At 64.3% G+C, this 19,323-nt stretch carries 16 protein-coding genes and 2 pseudogenes; 14 read left to right on the forward strand and 4 right to left on the reverse strand.

Annotated elements, in window-relative coordinates:
- Window positions 1-128: 128 nt before the first annotated feature.
- The 4 genes from OH491_RS18835 to OH491_RS18850 form a co-directional block, all read right to left on the reverse strand.
- Entirely contained in the window at window positions 129-521 is a 393-nt protein-coding gene (locus OH491_RS18835; protein ID WP_084442120.1) for a metal-sulfur cluster assembly factor, read from the reverse strand.
- Between the two features lie 15 nt (window positions 522-536).
- A complete protein-coding gene (locus tag OH491_RS18840; RefSeq protein WP_145928748.1) occupies window positions 537-1,901 on the reverse strand; it encodes a hypothetical protein in 1,365 nt (454 codons plus the stop codon).
- Window positions 1,902-1,950: 49 nt separating this feature from the next.
- Window positions 1,951-2,538, reverse strand: a complete 588-nt coding sequence (locus OH491_RS18845; RefSeq protein ID WP_068770087.1) for a DUF2249 domain-containing protein — start codon at window positions 2,536-2,538, stop codon at window positions 1,951-1,953.
- Window positions 2,539-2,662: 124 nt separating this feature from the next.
- The gene (locus tag OH491_RS18850; protein WP_068770086.1) at window positions 2,663-3,568 is read right to left on the reverse strand and encodes an SCO family protein; all 906 of its coding nucleotides are present in this window, start codon (window positions 3,566-3,568) and stop codon (window positions 2,663-2,665) included.
- Between the two features lie 107 nt (window positions 3,569-3,675).
- Here OH491_RS18850 and OH491_RS18855 point away from each other — a divergent pair, with 107 nt between their 5' ends.
- The 14 genes and pseudogenes from OH491_RS18855 to OH491_RS18920 all read left to right on the forward strand — a co-directional run bounded on the left by OH491_RS18855 (window position 3,676) and on the right by OH491_RS18920 (window position 19,305).
- The gene (locus OH491_RS18855) at window positions 3,676-4,152 is read left to right on the forward strand and encodes a c-type cytochrome (RefSeq protein WP_068770085.1); all 477 of its coding nucleotides are present in this window, start codon (window positions 3,676-3,678) and stop codon (window positions 4,150-4,152) included.
- 75 nt (window positions 4,153-4,227) lie between these two features.
- Window positions 4,228-4,749 (forward strand): plastocyanin/azurin family copper-binding protein, encoded by a 522-nt coding sequence (locus OH491_RS18860; protein WP_068770084.1) that lies wholly within the window; start codon window positions 4,228-4,230, stop codon window positions 4,747-4,749.
- A 52-nt stretch (window positions 4,750-4,801) separates the two neighbouring features.
- Entirely contained in the window at window positions 4,802-6,709 is a 1,908-nt protein-coding gene (gene nosZ, locus OH491_RS18865) for a Sec-dependent nitrous-oxide reductase (protein ID WP_334319264.1), read from the forward strand.
- A gap of 33 nt (window positions 6,710-6,742) precedes the next feature.
- Complete coding sequence (locus OH491_RS18870; RefSeq protein WP_084442118.1) at window positions 6,743-7,372, forward strand: hypothetical protein; 630 nt, start codon at window positions 6,743-6,745, stop codon at window positions 7,370-7,372.
- Window positions 7,369-8,730, forward strand: coding sequence for a NosD domain-containing protein (locus OH491_RS18875; RefSeq protein ID WP_068770082.1), 1,362 nt, complete (start codon window positions 7,369-7,371; stop codon window positions 8,728-8,730). The genes OH491_RS18870 and OH491_RS18875 overlap by 4 nt, the downstream gene beginning before the upstream one ends.
- Window positions 8,727-9,497 (forward strand): ABC transporter ATP-binding protein, encoded by a 771-nt coding sequence (locus tag OH491_RS18880; RefSeq protein WP_068770081.1) that lies wholly within the window; start codon window positions 8,727-8,729, stop codon window positions 9,495-9,497. Before OH491_RS18875 ends, OH491_RS18880 begins: the two co-directional genes overlap by 4 nt.
- A gap of 11 nt (window positions 9,498-9,508) precedes the next feature.
- Entirely contained in the window at window positions 9,509-10,324 is an 816-nt protein-coding gene (locus OH491_RS18885; RefSeq protein WP_068770080.1) for a hypothetical protein, read from the forward strand.
- 101 nt (window positions 10,325-10,425) lie between these two features.
- Complete coding sequence (locus OH491_RS18890) at window positions 10,426-10,869, forward strand: MarR family winged helix-turn-helix transcriptional regulator (RefSeq protein ID WP_068770079.1); 444 nt, start codon at window positions 10,426-10,428, stop codon at window positions 10,867-10,869.
- A 6-nt stretch (window positions 10,870-10,875) separates the two neighbouring features.
- Window positions 10,876-11,343 (forward strand): DUF488 domain-containing protein, encoded by a 468-nt coding sequence (locus OH491_RS18895; protein ID WP_068770078.1) that lies wholly within the window; start codon window positions 10,876-10,878, stop codon window positions 11,341-11,343.
- Between the two features lie 74 nt (window positions 11,344-11,417).
- Complete coding sequence (locus OH491_RS18900) at window positions 11,418-12,095, forward strand: Crp/Fnr family transcriptional regulator (protein WP_334319263.1); 678 nt, start codon at window positions 11,418-11,420, stop codon at window positions 12,093-12,095.
- Between the two features lie 29 nt (window positions 12,096-12,124).
- Complete coding sequence (ilvD, locus tag OH491_RS18905) at window positions 12,125-13,885, forward strand: dihydroxy-acid dehydratase (RefSeq protein ID WP_068770076.1); 1,761 nt, start codon at window positions 12,125-12,127, stop codon at window positions 13,883-13,885.
- Between the two features lie 579 nt (window positions 13,886-14,464).
- Window positions 14,465-15,592, forward strand: a pseudogene (locus OH491_RS18910) (IS630 family transposase).
- 22 nt (window positions 15,593-15,614) lie between these two features.
- Window positions 15,615-16,028 (forward strand): annotated as a pseudogene (locus OH491_RS18915) (PDDEXK nuclease domain-containing protein); the annotation flags it as partial.
- A 481-nt stretch (window positions 16,029-16,509) separates the two neighbouring features.
- Entirely contained in the window at window positions 16,510-19,305 is a 2,796-nt protein-coding gene (locus OH491_RS18920) for a TonB-dependent receptor (RefSeq protein ID WP_334319262.1), read from the forward strand.
- Window positions 19,306-19,323 lie beyond the last annotated feature (18 nt).

A 19,323-nucleotide genomic window follows, 5' to 3' on the forward strand; every position in this document is an offset into this window, starting at 1 on the left:
GCAGCGGTTGGTCCGCGCCCGCCTGCTCGAACGAACACTTGGAATCGGCAGACGCCGATCGGACAACGCCAGCGCACTGACGGCGATGGGCGGACGCTTGCCGGACAGGAGTGCCCCTTTATCCGCCGTTATCCTTGGAGGGATGTTCCGCCCCACCCAAGCTGGCGTCGCGCCTCGGCACTCAGGCGGTCGGGGGTCCAAGCCGGAGTCCACACCAGCGATACTTCGACATCTGTCACTCCCGGCACGGCTCTGGCGGCGGCCTGCACTCCGGCCAGAATCACTTCACCCGCCGGGCAATACATGGAAGTGAGCGTCATTTCGATCATGGCCCGCCCGCCGGAATCCACGCGGATGTCGTAGATCAGGCCAAGATCCTCGACGCTCACGCCGAATTCGGGGTCATACACACTCCGGAAAGCGTCGCGCAGCGCATCGGCGAGCGGTCGCGGGACCGGGACTGATGCGGACGATGACGCGGGTGTCGGTTCAGGCAAGGGATTGATGGAGGACGGATTCATAAAATCACCGAAACACTACGAAAGGGAAACAGGCATGCGCACGGCCGCGGTCGCGGGCATTTGCGGCCGCCACAGGTGGATGATCACGCGCAGGATGCTGGCGAGAAACAACCCGGCGCCCGCCGCCAGCGCCAGCCCTCCGGCCATCACCACGGGCGGCGAGCCGGCGAGCACGCCGGCCACGAGCAGCACGACGCCGGCGAGGTGCGCGGCATGCCAGCCTTTTTCGCATTTTCGGGAGGAAAGCGATGTGGCCACCGGCACCGGCTGCCTGCCCACGCGCGGCCCGTAGACGCGCATCCATACAAGAAAAGGCACGATCTTGCACAACATGCCGAGGACCGTAAAGCCGAGGCCGCCGATGATGGCCAGAACCCCGTAGGCCGAAATCGCGCGCATTGTCCATTCCGTTCCGCCCGGCAGGAAAACCAGCGCGACGCCCCCCATCGCGGCCGCGGCCAGCAACCCCGCTCCGGTCACGAAGGCGCGGATGCCTGGCTCCAGCACGCGTCGTTTTCGCGAAGCCAGCGTCGCCCGCAGCGCCAGACCGGAGCAGGCCATCCCGCCTGCCAGCACCAGCGCGCCGAGGCGCCCGAGGCATTCCATCCGCCACGCCAGCCCGGGGGCCAGCAGCAGCAGACCGGCCTGCGTCGCCAGCAACCCCGCCCACACGAAACGCGGTCGCCGCACTTCGCCCATCGTGAACATCGGCACGAGTTGAAATGTCGTTCCCTGCAACAGGGTCAGGAAAAATCCAGCCAGCCCGAGATGCGCGTGCGCCCGCAGCAGGTCCGTGACCGGCACCGGCAGCGACGCCCAGGACCAGCGGCGCGCCAGCGCGAGCGTCACGCCGAGCAGCACCGTTGCCCCCAGCCAGCTCGCCGCGAGCGGAAAGCTCCACGCCGCCGCGTCCCGCCTGGAGGCGGCGAAAAACGTCCGCCACACCGCGACGATCATGATGCCGACGCCGATCGCGACCAGACCGCCGCCCGCCGCCACCCAGCCGAATTGCGCGCGCATGAACCCTCCCGCGAGCCCCGTCATACCGACGGCATGCAGGCCCAGGTGCCACCACAGCCACCGCGCAGCCACTCGCAGTGGCGCGCCCAGCACCACGGGCATCAGTTGATACAACGCGCCGATGGAAATGCTCAGCAGGAAACCGGGCAGCCACACATGCACGAGGGCCACCAGCCGGGGATGCAGGTAAGGCAGCGACAGCAACGACGGCTCGATGGCCAGCCAGCCCGCCTCGATGGCAAACGCCGCCAGCCCGCACGCGATGAAGGCCAGCGGCAGCCGCGCCCCTCCCACAAGCGGCACGCTTGGAGACGCGGGACGCCGCGCCGCCGCCGTCATCGGCGGGGCAGGGGAGGACACGGAGGCGGATGCCGGTGCTGCGGTCATGGCCATGGCCGGTCCGTCCGCGTCACAAGCGCCGGAGCGTCGTCCGCCAGCTTCCGTCCTGCTGCTGTTCGCTCGTGTGCGCCACTCCTCTTGTATCCAATTCAGGATACAGATGAATGGGCTGGCGATCGGTGAGTGCCGCCAGCTCCGCGCCCGGTGCGAGCGATTCGACCGCCTCCAGGATTCGCATCATCGGCTCAGGCGGCTCCAGGCCGCGGGCATCCACGACAAGCGCGGTCTCCGCCGCCCCGGCGGCGTGATCGTCCTCCCGGTCGTGCGAGCAGACCGGCGCGCCCGGCGGCGGCGGGATCACCGAGCCGGCAGGCGAGGGGGCCAGCCGGGTGATTTTCACCTGAAACTCGTCCTGCTCCGTCACGAGGTATTCCCAGGAAAAAGCGCCGGGAAACTGCGCCGCGAACTGGTAGTAGAGCGGCACGGGATCGTGATCGTTCACGAGCACGAAATACTCGCCGACCGGCAGATCGGACCAGCGCTTGAAAATCTGCGCGTGTTTCACGCGGCAGGGAATGCTGCGCACGTCGAAGCGCGTCAGGTCCGCCGTGGCGGTGGTGTCGTCGGTGTTGCTGTTGGTTTGTGTTGGATCGCTCATGGTATGGCAAAAAAGGCCGGTTTATTCGAAGGCGGCATTGGCTCCGCCCGGCCTGCGCGCAGGCCGGAGGCGAAACGCATGGCCGTATTCTGGCGGACAATCGGGCAGGGCGCATTGATGCACATCAACGCCCCGTGACGTTCGCCGCTTTTCTCAAGCTCGCGATGACCTCGTCCACCGTCCAGCCGTTGCCGCGCCAGATGTCCGCCACCCTGCCGTCCGGCCCGATCAGCGCCGTGGCCAGCGTGTGGTCGAGCGTCACGCCGTTGTTTTCCCGATACACGGCAAACGCCTTCACCAGTGCGTCGATTTCCGCCTTTTCACCCGTGGCGAAATTCCAGATCGCCGGGTCCGCGCCCATCGCCTCGCCGTAGGCTTTCAGGATGTCGGGCCGGTCAAATTCCGGATCGAGCGTGATGGACAGCAGGCGCACCTTCGCGGCGGATTCCGCCGGCAATCCTTTCCGCACCGCCGGCTGGAGCTGGTCGAATTTGCGCGAGATCGCCGGGCAATATTCCGGCACCGGGCACCGCGTAAAAATAAACGTCACGATAGTGAGGCGCCCCCGCAGCGCCTCCGCCGTGAGAGGCTGCCCGCGTTCGTCGAACAGCGAAAATGCCGGCACGGCATCGCCCTCGCGCAGCCGCCCGCGCCGCGCGCCGCCTTGCGACGAGGTTGCCGGCTTCCCCGGTGCGGCGGCGCGTCCGGTCACGACAAACGCTTCCGCCCGCGACCGCCCGCCGTTCACCCGCAGGCGAAACCGCACGCGGTCGTTCACCGCCACTCCGGCCGCCTCCTCCGGACCGGCCGGAGTGAACGCCATCGTCATCGCCCCCATGTAGCCGGGGATTTCGTCGTGGGCGATGACCAGTTGTCCGTCATCGAGCCTGGCGCGGACGATACCCGTGACATCGAACACGCGCTCGCGTTCTTTTTCGCGCGCGGCAAACAGCGTGCCGGACCCGGACAACAGCGCCCATGCGCACACCGGCAATCCGGCGAAAAGGAAAAAAAGGAATCGGGTGGACATGATGCCCAGTATGCCAGCGACCGGCGGATTTTTCCTTGATGTGCGTCAATGCGCATCGTCGCGGCCTCTGCCAGACTGCTCCCATGCCCGCAGTTGCCTCTCCTCGCATGCCTTTTCTCACCCGCCTGACCCTGGGGCTGCTTGTCATTCCGGTGGCGCTGTTCGCATGGGTTCCCGCGGTGGTGCTGCAACGGCATCTTTATCCTCCCGCACCTGCCGTCGCCGCAAACGAAGCGCCCCTTCCGGCCGACCCGTTGCTGCGCGGCAAGCGCATCTTCGCGCAGACCTGCGCCGCCTGTCACCAGCCCGACGGACGCGGCATGCCCGGGGTCTTCCCTCCGCTCGCCGGTTCCGATTACCTGCTGTCCGATCCCGTGCGCGCCGTGCGCATCGTCCTGCGCGGCCTCTCCGGTCCGGTCACCGTCAACGGCGCGGAATACAACAGCGCCATGCCGCCGCTGCCGCTCTCCGACGCCGACGCCGCGGACGTGCTCACTTGGGTGCTCCAGGCCTGGGACAACAACGGCCCGGCGGTTTCCGTCGAGACCGTCGCCCGCATCCGCGCCGAGGAGCCTTCCCCATGAACTGGCACGCATATGCGCTCCGCTTGATGCATATCAAGGCATCCCGCCTCCCGCTGTCCTAGAATCGTCGCGTTCATGAAAACCATCACCCACCTCTCCCGCCTTGCTTCCGTCGCGGCCGCCGGCGCGGTTCTGCTGCTCCTCGCCGGCTGCGGCCCCTCTTCCAATCCTCCCGATTCCGGCAAGACCGCCTCCGCCGCTTCCGCGCCCGCCACCGGACGCCCCGTCGAAATCACCGGCAGCGACTCGATGAAGTTCAGCCTCACGGAAATCCGCGCCAAACCCGGCGAGACGCTTTCCATCACGCTCAAAAACGTCGGCACCATGCCGAAGTTTTCCATGGGGCACAACTTCGTCGTCCTCGCCCCCGGCCTCGATCCCGCCACCTTCGTCAACGATGCCGCCCAGGCCGTGAAGACCGACTACGTGCCGGCCAAATACAAAAGCCACATCCTCGCCTCCACCAAGCTCCTCGGCCCCGGCGAAAGCGACACCGTCACCTTCAAGACCCCCGTCCGGTCCGGGCGCTACCCGTTTGTCTGTTCCTTCCCCGGGCACTTCCAGGTCGGCATGAAAGGCGAACTCATCGTCGAATAACCGCCGCGCCTGCGTCCGCTCTCCGCCCCTTCACTCATGCTCTTCTCCTTCCATGAAAACACACCTTCCCCCTTTCATGTCTCGCCCCGGCCCGGCTGCCCTCGCCGCCGCGCTCGTCCCGGCGCTCCTGCTCTCGGGCTGCAATCCCCCCGGCGCCTCCTCGTCCTCATCCGGCAAATCCGGCGCGCCCGGTTCCGCTGCCGCCCGCACCTGGGTCGCCCCGGGCGAGAAGGATGAGTATTACCTGTTCTACTCCGGCGGGCACTCCGGCCAGGTCTTCGTCGCCGGTCTCCCCTCGATGCGCCACATCTCCACCATCCCGGTGTTCTCTCCGTATCCGGGAACAGGATACGGTTTCGACGAGGAGACCAAGGCCCTGCTCGGCGACTACGCTTGGGGCGACGTCCACCATCCCGCGCTCTCGCAGGCCGACGGCCTCTACGACGGACGCTGGCTCTTCGTCAACGACAACGCCAACAACCGCGTCGCCCGCATCGACCTGCGCGACTTCAAGACCCGCCAGATCCTCGGCCCCATCCCGAACTCCAGCGGCAACCACGGCTCGTCCTTCGTCACCGAGAACACCGAATACGTGCTCGTGGCTTCGCGTTTCTCCGTGCCCCTCCCCAAGGGCCGCCACGCCGATCCCGCCGACTACGAAAAAGAATTCAACGGCATGGTCAGCGGCATCAAGGTCGATCCCTCCGACGGCACCATGAGCGTCGGCTGGCAGATTCTCACGCCTCCCTTCAACTGGGACTTGGGCTCCACCGGCAAGGGCCCCAGCAGCGGCTGGGCCTTCTGGACCTCCTACAACAGCGAGATGGCCCACGAGACCCTCGAGGCCACCTCCACCCAGGGCGACCGCGACTACGCCGCCGTCGTCAACTGGCGCGCCGCCGGGCAGGCCGTGCGCGACGGCCTCGCGACCACGCTCGACGGCGTGCCGGTGATCGCCCCCGCCAAGGTTCCCGGCGTGCTCTACTTCCTGCCCGTGCCCAAGTCGCCGCACGGCATCGACACCGACCCTTCCGGCCGCTGGATCGCCGCCAGCGGCAAGCTCCAGCCCGTGGTCTCCGTGTTCGATTTCGAAAAAATCAAGGCCGCCATCGACCGGAAGGACTTCACCGGGGAGGTGCGCGGCGTGCCGGTGATCCGCTACGAAAGCGTGCTCGAGGGCGAGATCCCCGTCGGCCTCGGCCCGCTCCACACCCAGTATGACGGCAAGGGCAACGCCTACACCTCGCTCTACATCGAATCCGCCGTCGCCAAGTGGAAACTCCCTCCTTGGACTGCCGAAGAGAAGGCCGACCTCAACAAGGTGATCCTCGACAAGATCGACGTGCACTACAACATCGGCCACCTCGTGGTCGGCGGCAGCGACACGAAGGAGCCCTACGGCAAGTATCTCGTCGCGATGAACAAGCTCTCCAAGGGCCGCCACCTCTCCGTCGGCCCGGCCCAGCCCGAATCGAGCCAGCTCATCGACATCACCGGCGAAAAGATGGAAATGCTCTACGAGGCCTTCACCGAGCCCGAGCCGCACTTCGCGCAGATTCTCAAGGCCGACGCCATCAAGCCCATCGAGGTCTATCCCAAGGCCGGAAGCGCGCATCCGCACGCCATCTGGGATGCGAAGGACGCCTCCATCACGCGCCGCGGCAACACCGTCGAGGTGAAGATGGTGGCCATCCGCAGCCGCTTCATTCCCGACCGCATCGACGTCAACGAGGGCGACGAACTCGTCATTCACGTAACCAACGTCGAGCAGACCACCGACATGATCCACGGCCTCGCGATCGCGGAGCAGAACGTCAACGTGATCTTCGATCCGGGCGAGACCAAGACCCTCCGGCTCAAGATAAAAAAGCCCGGTGTGTTTCCCTTCTACTGCACCAACTTCTGCTCGGCGCTCCACCAGGAGATGCAGGGCTACCTCGCCGTAAAACCGAAGTCGTGATCCGTCGCGGCGCCGCGCTCGCCGCCGCTCGCCATGATCAAAACGCTCTTCTCGCGCCAGTATCGCTTCCTGCGCCGCCCGCTCGGCCTGGCCTCGCGGCTGCTCCTCCTCGCGGCGGCCGCGGCGCTGGTGGGGGCGGTGTTTCTTCCGCTCTGGAAAATCCATCTCGTGGCCCCGCAATACCGCGAGGGCCTCGCCCTGCGCATCTACGCGCACAAGCTCGTCGGCGGCAACGGCGGCCAGGACCTCCACGAGATCAACACGCTCAACCACTACATCGGCATGAAGCCGCTCGCGCAGGCCGACTTCGCGGAAATGACCTGGCTGCCCTTTGCCTTCGGCGTTTTCGGGCTGCTCGCGCTCCGCGCCGCGTTCATCGGCCGCATGCAGAGCCTCGTCGATCTCGGCGTGCTCTTCGTTTACTTCACCGCCTTCTCGCTCGGCAATTTCTACCTGCGGCTCTACAATTACGGCCACCAGCTCGACCCTCGCGCGCCCATGACCATCGAGCCCTTCACGCCGGTCATGTTCGGCAGCCAGAAAATCGCCAATTTCATCCAGACCAGCCTCCCGCAATCCGGCGCGCTTTGCCTCGCGCTCGTGCCGGTGCTGGTCGCCGCCGCCATGTGGTGCTCCCGCGGGGAAACCCTGCCCGAATCATGACCGCCCCGCGTCGCCATCTGTTTTGCGCCGTGCTCGCCGCCCTCGCCGCGGGCGCGGCCCATTCCGCCTTCGGCGCGGCGTCCCCGTCTCCCGGCGACGCGCTCCGCGACCGCATCCGGGCCGCCGCACCCGGCGAGACGCTCCTTGTGCCGCCCGGCGATTACGATGGCCCGTTCGTCATCGAAAAACCGCTCCGCCTCCTCGCCTCGCCTTCCGGTTCTCCCGTCATCCTCCGCGGCGACCGCCGCACCCATGTCGTCGCGATCCGCGCGCCCGATGTCGAGCTGGCCGGCTTCACCCTGCGCGGCTCCGGACGCGACCTCTCGGCCGACCACGCCGCCATCCACATCTCCGCGCCGCGTGCGTTCATCCACGGCAACCGCATCCTCGACAGCCTCCACGGCATCTACGTGCGCAAGGCCGCCGGCTGCCGCATCGAAGACAATGTCATCCTCGGCGACGGCGCCCTCGCCGCCGCCATCGCCGACCCGCTCGCCGCCGGCCTCAGGCCCGGCGAATCCGAACTCTGCGAAATCGAATCCGTCCAGGACCGCCGCGGCAACGGCATCCATCTCTGGAACTCCGCGGGCCACCTCATCGGCGGCAACACCATCAGCGGCACCCGCGACGGCATCTATTTTTCCTTCACCGACGACACGCAGGTGCGCCACAACACCATCACCGGCGTGCGCTACGGACTGCACTACATGTATTCGGACGGCAATACATTCGAGGGAAACCTGTTCACGGGGAACGCCGCCGGCTCCGCCCTGATGTATTCGAAGGGCCTGGTGCTGCGCGCCAACCGCTTCGCCGCCAACCGCAGCCACCGCGCCTACGGGCTGCTCTTCCAGTCGGTGGACGACACGCTCGTGGAGGACAACCTGATCGAGGGCAATACCCTCGGCTTTTATCTGGAAAATTCCAACGAGAACACCATTCGCGCCAACCGCATCCTCAACAACCACGTCGGCCTCCGCGTCAACGACAGCACCCGTGGCACCGTGTTTTCCGAAAACACGTTTTCCGGCAACATCCACCCGGTCGAGACCAGCGGGCGCAACGCCGCCAACACCTGGGCCGCGAACGGCCGCGGCAACCGCTGGGAAGGCGCGCTCGCCCTCGACCTGGACCGCGACGGCGTCGCCGATCTCCCTCACCGCGAACCCGATCTTTTCGGCCCGTGGCGGCGTCGCTTTCCCGCCATCGGCCTCCTCTCCGCCAGTCCCGGCGAGCGCCTGCTCCGCCTCATCCACGGCCGCCTCGCGCTGCCCGGCGTCAGCGGCATCACCGACCCCGCTCCGCTCACCGCCGCGCCGCCGCCGCTTCTCTCCACGCCCGCACCCGCCGCGCCATGATCCATACGCTCGGACTCACCAAATCCTTCGGCTCGCGCCGCGTGCTCCGCGGCCTCGATTTTGCCGCCGAACCCGGCGCCATCACGCTCCTCATCGGCGCCAACGGCGCGGGCAAAACCACCACGCTCCGCCTCCTCGCCGGCCTGAGCGCGCCCGATGCCGGCTCCATCCGCATCGCCGGCCACGACCTGCAACGCTCGCGCCGCCTGGCCCTGGCCTGCCTTTCCTGGCTGCCGCAGTCCCCCAGCTTTCACCCGAGGCTTACCGTCGCGCAAGTCGCCGCCTTCCATGCCCGCCTGCGCGGACGCCTCCTCCGCGCCGTGCCCGCCGCGCTCGATGCCTGGGGGCTCGCCGACTTTTCGGACGTGCCCACCGGAAATCTCTCCGGCGGCCTTCGCCAGCGGCTCGCCCTCGCTGTCTTTGCCCTCGCCGACGCGCCCGTGCTCCTGCTCGACGAACCCGGCCTCCACCTCGATCCCGAATGGCGCGAGGCCCTGCAGGATTTTCTCACCGGTGAAGCCCGCCGCGGCCGCACCATTCTCATGGCCACACACCTGCTCGGCGAATGGGAGGGCCGCATCGACCGCTGCGTGCTTCTCGCCGGCGGACGTTCCGGCGGCGAAGTGCCGCCCGGCGAACTCCGCCGCCACTACCGCGCCTTCCACCGTCATCTGTTCCCGGCGCAGCCTCTCCCCGCGCACGCATCCGATGGGACTCTGGCGCCGGTTCCATCCCTGCCTGTTTCCGCTTCCGCACCGCACGCCTGAATTCGTTTTCCATGACACCCGCCGCGCCTCCTTTTCCCGCCTTTGCCCAGGTCGCCCGCGCCGCCGCCGGGCGCGAATGGCTCAGCCACCGGCTCAACCGTTTCCTCCACGCGCATCTGCTGCTCGTTCTCGCCGCCGGCCTGCTCCCGCTTCTCACTCCCGGCGACGCCCTTGCGCGTGGCGCGGCGTGGTGGCTGCTGCACGCGGTGCTCTATGCCATTTCGCTCTCCGCGCTCCTGCTCGGCCTCAGCTCCGCCCAGGCCGAGGCCGACGAGTTTTCCTGGCTCCTCGCGCAACCCGCCGGCATCGGTCCGTGGCTGGCCGGCAAGGCCGCCATGCTCGCCCTCCTCGCCGCCGCCTTCGCCGGCCTGCTCGCGCTCCCGTCCGTCCTCGCCGGGGCCGGCTCGCCCGAACTGCTCCTCACCGCCGCCGGCGCCGCGGGCGTGAGCGTGGTCTGCGCGCTGGCCGGCCTTGTCATAGGATTTTGGATACGCGACAGCGTGCGCGGGCTGATCGCCGCGCTGGCCGCCTGGCTCGTGCTCCTTTTTGGCGCCGACCTCCTGCTGCTCGCCTTGGCCGGCGCGCCGTTCATGCAAAATCATCCCGGCCTGTGGGTGCTGCCGCTCATGCTCAATCCGCTCGATGCCTTTCGCGTCACGGTGCTCTTTGCCGTGGAGCGCGCCGCCTTCAGCGGCCTCCAGAACAACGGGCTCGCCGGTTGGTGGGTGAAGCACGCCGCCGGGTGGTTCGCCGCGTTGACTGCCGCCTGGTCCGCGCTCGCCCTTGCCGCCGCCTGGCTCGGCGCGCGCCGGCGACTGGACAACTGAAGCGGCCGCCGGAGAAGAACAGGGGGACGAGTTTCTCTTCTTCGCGGGGCAGGGAAAATCCGGCTTGCGCGGGCATGGAAATATCGTAAAACGATATTTCCATGAATTTCTCCCCGACCGGCGCCGGACTCGGCAAGGCCGATTATGAGCTGCTTTCGGAATTCCGCTACATGCTGCGCAAGTTTCTCGGTTTCAGCGAGGCGGCCGCGGTCAGCCACGGGCTCACCCCGCAACAATATCAGGCGCTTCTCTCCATCCAGGGTTTTCCGGGCAGGGATTGGGTGACGATCAGCGAACTGGCCGAGCAGATGCAGATCGCCCACCATAGCGCGGTCGGACTCACGGATCGCATGGAAGCGCTCCGGCTCGTGCGTCGTTTGCCATCGCAGGAAGACCGGCGGCGCGTGCAGGTCTCGCTCACGGCCAAGGGGCTGTGGATTCTGGAAAAACTCTACCGCATCCATCGCGCCGAGTTGCACTCGACGGGGCCGCGGCTTGCCCGGCTGCTTCACCGCGCGGCGGAGCAAATGTCCGAAGGCGCATGATTTCCGATGCAACTGAAGCTGCACACCTATCGCTATGGAGATGCCGGCGGCCTGCCCGGGCTCGCCCTTGGCGTGGCCCGGTTTCTGCCCAGAAACATCCGTCGTGAAGACTATGCCGCGCGGGGCTATTTTGATGTATGGCTGCCGCTTCTGGCTCCAAGCCGCGAACTGGTGGCCGCCTACCGGAAGGGAAGCATCGACCACGAGACATTTGCCTCCCGTTATCGCAAGGAGATGAAAGAGGGCGCGCCGGCACAGGTCATTCGCCTGCTCGCGGCCCAGGCGGCGCGCACGCGCATCAATCTCGGATGTTTTTGCGAGGATGCCTCCCGATGCCATCGCTCGGTGCTGGCCGCCTTGATTCAAGAGTCCGCGTCCGCGTCGCCCGGCCATCCGCCTCCGGCCTCGGTGATAGCGCTTCCCTCATCCAAATTTTCGAGTCCCGCCTGTTCCATGCCTGAAATCAAAGACTGATCGGAAAGCCCGCTTCCATGAACAACCCGGCTACTCCCCGTTCCGCAACCGCCAGTCCGCATCGCTTGACCGCGTTGATCGCCACGCTCAGGCAGAGCCGGATGTTCGCCGACCTGGCGCCCGCCAATCTCGCCGCAGTGGCCGAAGGCTGCTCCATCAAAACGCTGCAAAAGGGCGAGATCCTGTTTCACGAAGGAGAAAAGGCAGACGGTTTTTTCGTTCTCCAAAGCGGGCGGATCAGCATCTTTCGCCTCACGCCCGATGGCCGTGAACAGATCATTTGCGTATTCAGCCCTCCGGAGAGTTTCGCCGAGGTGGTGCTCGCCAGCGCCGAGCGTTATCCGGCCAACGCCATGGCGCTGGAAGCCTCGCAGGTGATCCGCATCGGCAAGAATCATTTTCGCGACCTGATTCGTCAAAACCCCGAACTGGCTTTGCACATGCTCGCCTCGATGAGCATGCACCTGAAGCACCTCATGCAATCGCTGCACGAGATCAAGGGACTCCAGATCGAGAGCCGGCTCGCCGCATGGCTGCTCGAACACTGCCCGGCAGGCGGCAGGGCGGACGGCCCCGCGTCCTTCGTGCTGCCCGTCAGCAAAAAGATCCTGGCCGGTCAGCTCGGCGTCACCAGCGAGACGCTGTCCCGCACCTTCGCCCGCTTCCGAAAGGACGGCTCCATCCGGGTTGAGGGCACGGTTCTGCATCTGCTCGACCGCCAGGCTCTGAAAGCCCGCGCCGATGGAGTGTGAGGAGACGCGGTTGCAAAATCATATTTTCCATGAAACCAAAAGCTGCTGCCACCCAATCACGCAAAACCGCCGGGGCCGCCCAGGCCACCGCCGACGCCACCCGCCAGTTTTCATCCATCGTGCATGACGGAGCCGACCGCGCGCCCAACCGCTCGATGCTCCGCGCCGTCGGGTTCAAGGACCCGGATTTCCAGAAAACCATCGTCGGCGTCGCCTCCACCTGGTCGATGCTCACCCCCTGCAACATGCACATCAACAAGCTCGCCGAACACGCCGAGCAGGGGGCCAACGAAGCCGGTGGCAAGGGCATCATTTTCGGCACCATCACGATCGCCGACGGCATCAGCATGGGCACGCCCGGCATGCGCTATTCGCTCGTTTCCCGCGAGGTGATTGCCGACTCCATCGAGACCGTGGCGGGCGGCGAAGGATTCGACGGCTTGGTGGCCATCGGCGGTTGCGACAAAAACATGCCGGGCTGCGTCATGGCGATGGCCCGCCTCAATCGTCCCGGCGTTTTTGTTTACGGCGGCACTATTCTTCCCGGCATACACCCCGAAACCCAAAAGGACCTCGACATTGTGTCCGTGTTCGAAGCCGTCGGGCAGCATGCCGCGGGCAGGATCGACTCCGATGCGCTCAAGGTGGTCGAAGAATGTTCCATCCCCGGCCCCGGCTCCTGCGGTGGCATGTATACGGCCAATACGATGGCCAACGCCATCGAGGCGCTCGGCCTCTCGCTGCCCAACTCGTCCGCGCAGATTGCCATTTCCAAGGAAAAGGAGCAGGATTGCCGCCGCGCCGGCGCGGCGGTCGTGGAGCTGGCCAGAAAGGGCATCCGTCCGCGCGACATCCTGACTAAAAAAGCTTTCGAAAACGCCATCACCGTCGTGATTGCGCTGGGCGGATCGACCAACGCCGTCCTTCATCTGCTGGCCATTGCGCACACCGCGGGTGTCAACCTTGCCATCGACGATTTCACCCGCATCGGCAAACGCGTGCCGGTGCTCGCCGACCTCAAGCCATCCGGCAAATACGGCATGGTGCACCTCTCCCGCATCGGCGGCCTGCTTCCGCTCATGAAGACGCTGCTCGACCGCGGACTCATCCACGGCGATTGCCTCACCGTCACCGGCCAGACCGTGGCGGAAAACCTCACGGACGTGAAACCGTATCCGGCGGAGCAGGATGTGATCCGGCCCTTTGAACAACCGATCAAGCCCGACAGTCATCTGCGCATCCTCTACGGCAATCTCGCCGCGGGCGGGGCCGTGGCGAAAATTTCAGGCAAGGAAGGTCTCACGTTTTCCGGCAAGGCGATCGTATTCGAAGGAGAGGAGGCCGCGCTTGCCGCCATCCTCGATGGACGGGTGAAGGCCGGTCATGTGGTCGTGATTCGCAACGAAGGTCCGGTGGGAGGACCCGGCATGCGGGAGATGCTGGCTCCGACCAGCGCGATCATGGGCAAGGGGCTCGGCAGGGAAGTGGCGCTTATCACCGACGGGCGTTTTTCGGGCGGATCGCATGGATTTGTCGTGGGCCACATCACCCCGGAGGCGGCGATCGGCGGCGTCATCGGCATCGTGAAAAACGGCGATCCGATCACCATCGACGCCGTGAAAAACCAGATCACGCTTGCCATTCCCGCCCGTGAAATCGCCGCGCGCAAGAAGACTTGGAAACCGCGCAAACCCTACGCCACGAGAGGCGTCTTGGCAAAATATGCCAAGCTCGTCAGCACGGCCAGCGAAGGCGCGGTGACAGACAAGCATTTGTCTGGTGGCATCTGAACACGCATAAGGAGCGGCGGTGTCCCATTGTGGCCTTCTCGGAGAGATCCTCCACAGGGCTTTCGAGGCGGCAGTTGTGCCGCTTCAGGAACGCGCGAAAAGACGCCCACTCGTCCATGCTCCGCAGCACACGCTCGAATTTGTAGATCAGAGTATTTCCTATTTATTCTGTCGCATGTAGGGCGCGACCTTGCGTCGCGCCGCGGGCACTAAACCGGCCTGACACTACGGGGACATGGTTTATTTGCGACAGAATAAATAGGAAATACTCTAGCACCACTTCGGCGCGCCCAGCTTCGATGTGCCGCATGAGCGCTGGCATGCCGGCGCATTTCGTCGAGCCGCCGGAATACGCCGGGTCCGGAAAACGCCGCTCACCCAGATGGTAGTCCTTGTGCGCGTTCCGCGCGATGCGCAACCGCGCAACTCCTCCTGGCTTTCGCAGGAATCGAAGCGTCCGCCCATCTGATCAATCGTGGAAACGCGCATGTGTATCGCGACCGGAACCGGGCGGCCTCGTATCTTGTAACGTTTATTGATTCGCATTGAAGTCTGAGGTGTGTGGAGTTTATCTCCGACATGGCCAATCGATATAAAGTCACACTCACCAGGACGGAGAGGGAGCAGCTCACCGAACTTGCTCGCAGCGGCAAATCCACGACGGCAAAGTTCATTTACGCTCGTGCGTTGCTGCTGTGCGACGCGGGCGAGTTGGGCGATCCGTGGAAGGTGGTTGATGTTGCCTCGGCCTTGGGCGTGAGCTCGCGCACGGTCGAGCACCTCAAGCAGCGTTTCGTCGAGAAAGGACTGGAGGCAGCGCTGGCCCGCCAGCCGCACTGCAAGCCACGTGAGGTCACCTTTGACGGGGCGTTCGATGCGCGCCTGACCGCCTTGGCCTGTTCGCGGGCACCCGACGGATACCAGCGGTGGACGGTGCGGCTTTTGGCCGACAAACTCGTCGAGCTGAAGATCGTTGACGCCGTCTCCACCATGACCGTGCAGCGGTCGCTAAAAAAAACGAACTGCAGCCTCACCTGAGCAAATATTGGAAGATCCCGCCAGCGCAGGACGCGGCGTTTGTCGCCGCGATGGAGGATGTGCCGGAGGTATATCGTTTGCCCCACGATCCGCGCTTCCCGGTGGTTTGCATGGACGAATCGAGCAAGCAGTTGGTGGGCGAGGTGACCGCGCCCATCCCGCTCGCCCCGGGACACGGTCAAATCTTGGATCACGAGTATGTCCGCAACGGGGTGGCCACGCTGTTTGTCGCGGTCGAACCGTTGGCCGGTCGCCGCCATGTCGAGGTGACCGAGCGGCGCACGCGGCAGGACTGGGCGCACTTTATCAAGGCCCTGCTGACGAGCGTTACCCCGGAGCGATCAAGGTCCGCCTGGTCATGGACAATCTCAACACCCACGACATCGCCTCGCTTTACGACACTTTCCCGCCAACCGAAGCACGCCGCCTGGCCGAACGGCTCGAAATCCATCTCACCCCAAGCACGGCAGTTGGCTGAACATCGCCGAGATCGAACTGAGTGCCCTCGCCGGCCAGTGCTTGCATCGTCGCATTCCGGACATCGTGTCCATGCGGCGCGAGGTCGCGGCTTGGCAGCGGCACCGCAACCAGCGCGACGCCCCCATCAACTGGCGCTTCACCACCAAGGATGCCCGCATCAAACTCTCCCGCCTTTATCCGAAACTATAGCTGTTACTGGATACCAGAGTGCTTCCTCTTAGAGTTGGGCGGGAATTTCGCGTTCGTGGGCCGTCAGCGGTGGCTCCGCATCGGTGATGAATGGTATCGTGTGGATCTTCTGTTCTTCCATCGGCAACTGCGCTGTCTGGTGGTGATTGACCTTAAAACCGGGAAGTTCACGCACGCTGATGCGGGGCAGATGCACACCTATCTGAACTATGCCAAAAAGCACTGGATGCGCGAAGGCGAGAATACGCCGGTCGGCTTGATCCTTTGCTCCGAGCCAAATGATGCGCTCGCCCAATATGCGCTGGACGGATTGTCCAACAAGGTGCTCGCTCGTGAATACAGTCTGGCCTTGCCGAAACCAAAACTGTTGACGGACGAACTGGCGAAAACGTGCCGCCAATTCGAAGCACGCAAGAAAGCAGGGTGGGGGAATTGACGATAATCTATCGCAGGTTTTCGGCAATCTAGTGTCAGCCTCGGTCGAAGCCGCTGGGTTCCAGCGGTATCCTCACTGGTGTTCTTTTTGCTGGTTAAGGGGTGTCCGGCGTTGGCGGGCCCCGTCCTCCGGTCTCGCGGCCTTGCTTCGCATTTCAATGAAATGCTGGCCGCTCGCCGGGCGAATGCCCCTGGGGGCAAGATGCGCCTTCCACGACACTCTACAATATGAATAAACAGCAGGTTTACATCGCTTGCATTGCGAATAAGCATATGCCCGTTCCCTACGTAGTGCCAACTGCGAACCATAACTACAATCCCCCCCGCTCCCCATGTATTCTATGATAATTAATCTGCAGCGTCTCCTTCACTATTCAGTCGGGTTTTGCCTCAAAAAATTCTTTCTGGTTGTAATGCTTCTGGCTGGCTTGACCTGTGGGCCATACATCGTAGCGCAACCTGCCTCTGGCAACAACGGTGCCGTGGCCGGTGTGGTTACCGACCAGAGCGGCAACTACATTCAGGGCGCCGAGGTACGAGTCGCAGGCGCGTCCACCATCACCGACCGCGAGGGACAGTTCCGCGTCGAGGGCGTCCCTCCCGGCTCCTACCGCGTGGCGGTTGATTACCTCGGTTACCAGTCCGCTTCGGCGGACGTAAATGTCGCCGCCGACGTCACGGTCAGCGTTCCGTTCGTCCTGAAAAGCGACATTATCATGCTCGACGCGTTCAAGGTTGAGAGCATCCGTGTTGGCCAGTCGCGCGCCATCAATCAGCAGCGCGCCGCCAGCTCCATCATGAACGTCATCTCGTCCGACGCCATCGGCAACCTCCCCGACCGCACCGTGGGCGAGGCGCTCGGACGGCTCCCCGGCGTCAATGTCGTGGACGATTCCTACGCGAGCATCCGCGGCACCGCCGCCCAATACAACGCCGTCCAACTCGATGGCGACCGGCTCACCTCCGCCGGCGAGTCCACGCAGGCCTCGCAAACCAACGGCGACAATCGCGCCGTCGACCTCTCCATGATCCCCGCGGAGATCGTCGGCGGCATCGAAGTCATCAAGGCCCTCACGCCGGACAGGGATGCGGACTCCTTCGGCGGCATCATCAACCTCGTCACCCGTTCGGCTTTCGACCTCAAGGAGCGCAGCATCAACGGCAAGTTCGAATACATCTACAACGCCTACGATTCCAAGACCGGCTTCGCCACCTCGCTCACCTACATGGACGTGCTCAATCAGGCTCGCACTCTCGGACTCAGCGCCTCCATCACCTACCGCAAGGAAAAACGCTCCAGCGACAAATACGAATTCACCTATTATCCCGCGGACAGCATTCCATTCCAGACGGGCACGACCGATGCCATCGGCGATCAGGCGATGGAACAATACGACACTCGCTTCAACTTCGACGACATCACCAAACTCGGCGTCAACGTGAACCTCGACTGGAAGGTTTTCCCCACCACGGAACTGCATTTCCGCACCTTCTACGAGGGCAACGACAACGATAACGGACGCTATCGCAACCGCGCCCGCGCGCTGCAACGCTACAACGCCGCCTCGACCGCCCAATACGAATACGGAGCGCAAGTGCGCTTCTCCAACAACTATGAGGACGGCTATACCAACCGCGATACGCTTCGTCTTGGCATCGAGGGCAAGACCACGCTCCCCTTCGGCGTCCTCGAATACGGCGTGCGCTACGGCGACGCCACCTCCAAGGGCGGGTTCGATCGCTATATTTTCGAGTTTCCCAGCAATACCGAGCGCCGCGCCTACGACTGGTCGCTCGACCGTTCCAATCCGCAGTATCCCATTTTCGCCATGACGCACCGGTCCACCGGCGAAAACGGTCTTTTCCATAACCTCGCTGATCGCAAGCTCTCCTCCATTCGTTTCAACAGGGGCAAGGACGACGAGACCGACCTGTCCGGCAACGTTGATTACACCTTCCCCGTCAACCTTGGCCAGCAGCGCGTCGATATCAAAACCGGCCTCAAATACCGCGGCAAGGACCGCCACTCGCGCCCCTCCATCCGTGATTACATGCCAAACAGCACGATCAATTATTCCGAGTTTTCCATCGCCTCCGAACCACGCGATCTCATCGAAGGCAGTTTGGCCAGCATGGGGCCTTATGTGTCCATGCAGGAAGTCCTGGACCGTTATTACAGTAATCCCAGCGGCTGGACTGGCGACACGACCGGCGGCGAAATCCTTCGTATGGAAGCCCGTAAATATGATGTTTCCGAAGACATCCTCGCCGGCTACGCCATGGGCACCACCAAGTTTGGCCGGCTCGAGGTCATCGCCGGCCTGCGCTGGGAGCAGACCAAAACCAGCTACACTTGGCTCGCCGACCCCAACGGTCCGTCGAGCGGCGACAACAGCTATGGGCGCCTCTATCCCAGCATCCTGCTCAACTACCGCATCACGCCCAACCTCGTCCTTCGCGGTGCCTATACTAACACGCTGGCTCGGCCCAATTATGGCGAACTTGTCCCCTATCGCGTGGACAATGACACTCAGGCTGATTCCGGCATGGGCGGCACCAGTCCCGATGACTATACGGGCACGACCAAAATTTTTCTCGGCAACGCCGACCTGAAGGCCCAGCAGTCGCAAAATATAGATCTTTCCATCGAATATTATATCCAGCCCTCCGGTGTTCTCTCGGCCGCCTTCTTCCACAAGGATCTTGCCGACGTCATCTATCGCAGCCAGTGGATGGATCCGGACCCTGTCAGCAACACGATCTACTTTCAGGACCGCAACGGCTCGAATGGCAAGGTAAACGGCATCGAGTTTTCCTGGCAGCAGGTATTCACTTTCCTTCCCGGCCCGCTCGACGGCCTCGGTATCAACGCCAACGTCACCTTCACCGACGGCCACTCCACGCTGGAGGAACTCGTTCCCGGCACGACCGACCAATACCGCCCGCTCAAGGTGGATTTCCTGCCCGAACAGCCGAAGCGCGTCTATAACGTGCAGCTTTGGTGGGAAAAATACGGATTCACCGCGCGTGTGGCCATGAACCATGTGGCCGATTTCGTGCGCACCACCGGCGGCCTCACCAACATGTCTATCAACTATCCCGCCACGCGATGGGACGTCTCGCTTAGCTACCGTGTGACGAAAAACTTCACCATCTATCTTGAAGGCCGCAACCTCACCGAGGAGGTGACGGGATGGTATGCCTCCACGCCCAACCGTCCCGAAAGTTACAGCTTCAATGGACGGACGATCTCCGGTGGCGTAAAATTCCGCTTCTGAGGCGGACGCGCCATCAAT

The sequence above is a fragment of the Termitidicoccus mucosus genome (genome assembly GCF_038725785.1).
Classification (GTDB): Bacteria; Verrucomicrobiota; Verrucomicrobiia; order Opitutales; family Opitutaceae; genus Termitidicoccus; species Termitidicoccus mucosus.

Excerpts from the sequence above, each read along its gene's own strand:
- OH491_RS18835 (WP_084442120.1), bottom strand. The coding sequence starts at position 521 with ATGAATCCGTCCTCCATCAATCCCTTGCCTGAACCGACACCCGCGTCA.
- OH491_RS18845 (WP_068770087.1), bottom strand. The coding sequence starts at position 2,538 with ATGAGCGATCCAACACAAACCAACAGCAACACCGACGACACCACCGCC.
- OH491_RS18850 (WP_068770086.1), bottom strand. The coding sequence starts at position 3,568 with ATGTCCACCCGATTCCTTTTTTTCCTTTTCGCCGGATTGCCGGTGTGC.
- OH491_RS18855 (WP_068770085.1), top strand. The coding sequence starts at position 3,676 with ATGCCTTTTCTCACCCGCCTGACCCTGGGGCTGCTTGTCATTCCGGTG.
- OH491_RS18860 (WP_068770084.1), top strand. The coding sequence starts at position 4,228 with ATGAAAACCATCACCCACCTCTCCCGCCTTGCTTCCGTCGCGGCCGCC.
- nosZ (WP_334319264.1), top strand. The coding sequence starts at position 4,802 with ATGAAAACACACCTTCCCCCTTTCATGTCTCGCCCCGGCCCGGCTGCC.
- OH491_RS18870 (WP_084442118.1), top strand. The coding sequence starts at position 6,743 with ATGATCAAAACGCTCTTCTCGCGCCAGTATCGCTTCCTGCGCCGCCCG.
- OH491_RS18875 (WP_068770082.1), top strand. The coding sequence starts at position 7,369 with ATGACCGCCCCGCGTCGCCATCTGTTTTGCGCCGTGCTCGCCGCCCTC.
- OH491_RS18880 (WP_068770081.1), top strand. The coding sequence starts at position 8,727 with ATGATCCATACGCTCGGACTCACCAAATCCTTCGGCTCGCGCCGCGTG.
- OH491_RS18885 (WP_068770080.1), top strand. The coding sequence starts at position 9,509 with ATGACACCCGCCGCGCCTCCTTTTCCCGCCTTTGCCCAGGTCGCCCGC.
- OH491_RS18890 (WP_068770079.1), top strand. The coding sequence starts at position 10,426 with ATGAATTTCTCCCCGACCGGCGCCGGACTCGGCAAGGCCGATTATGAG.
- OH491_RS18895 (WP_068770078.1), top strand. The coding sequence starts at position 10,876 with ATGCAACTGAAGCTGCACACCTATCGCTATGGAGATGCCGGCGGCCTG.
- ilvD (WP_068770076.1), top strand. The coding sequence starts at position 12,125 with ATGAAACCAAAAGCTGCTGCCACCCAATCACGCAAAACCGCCGGGGCC.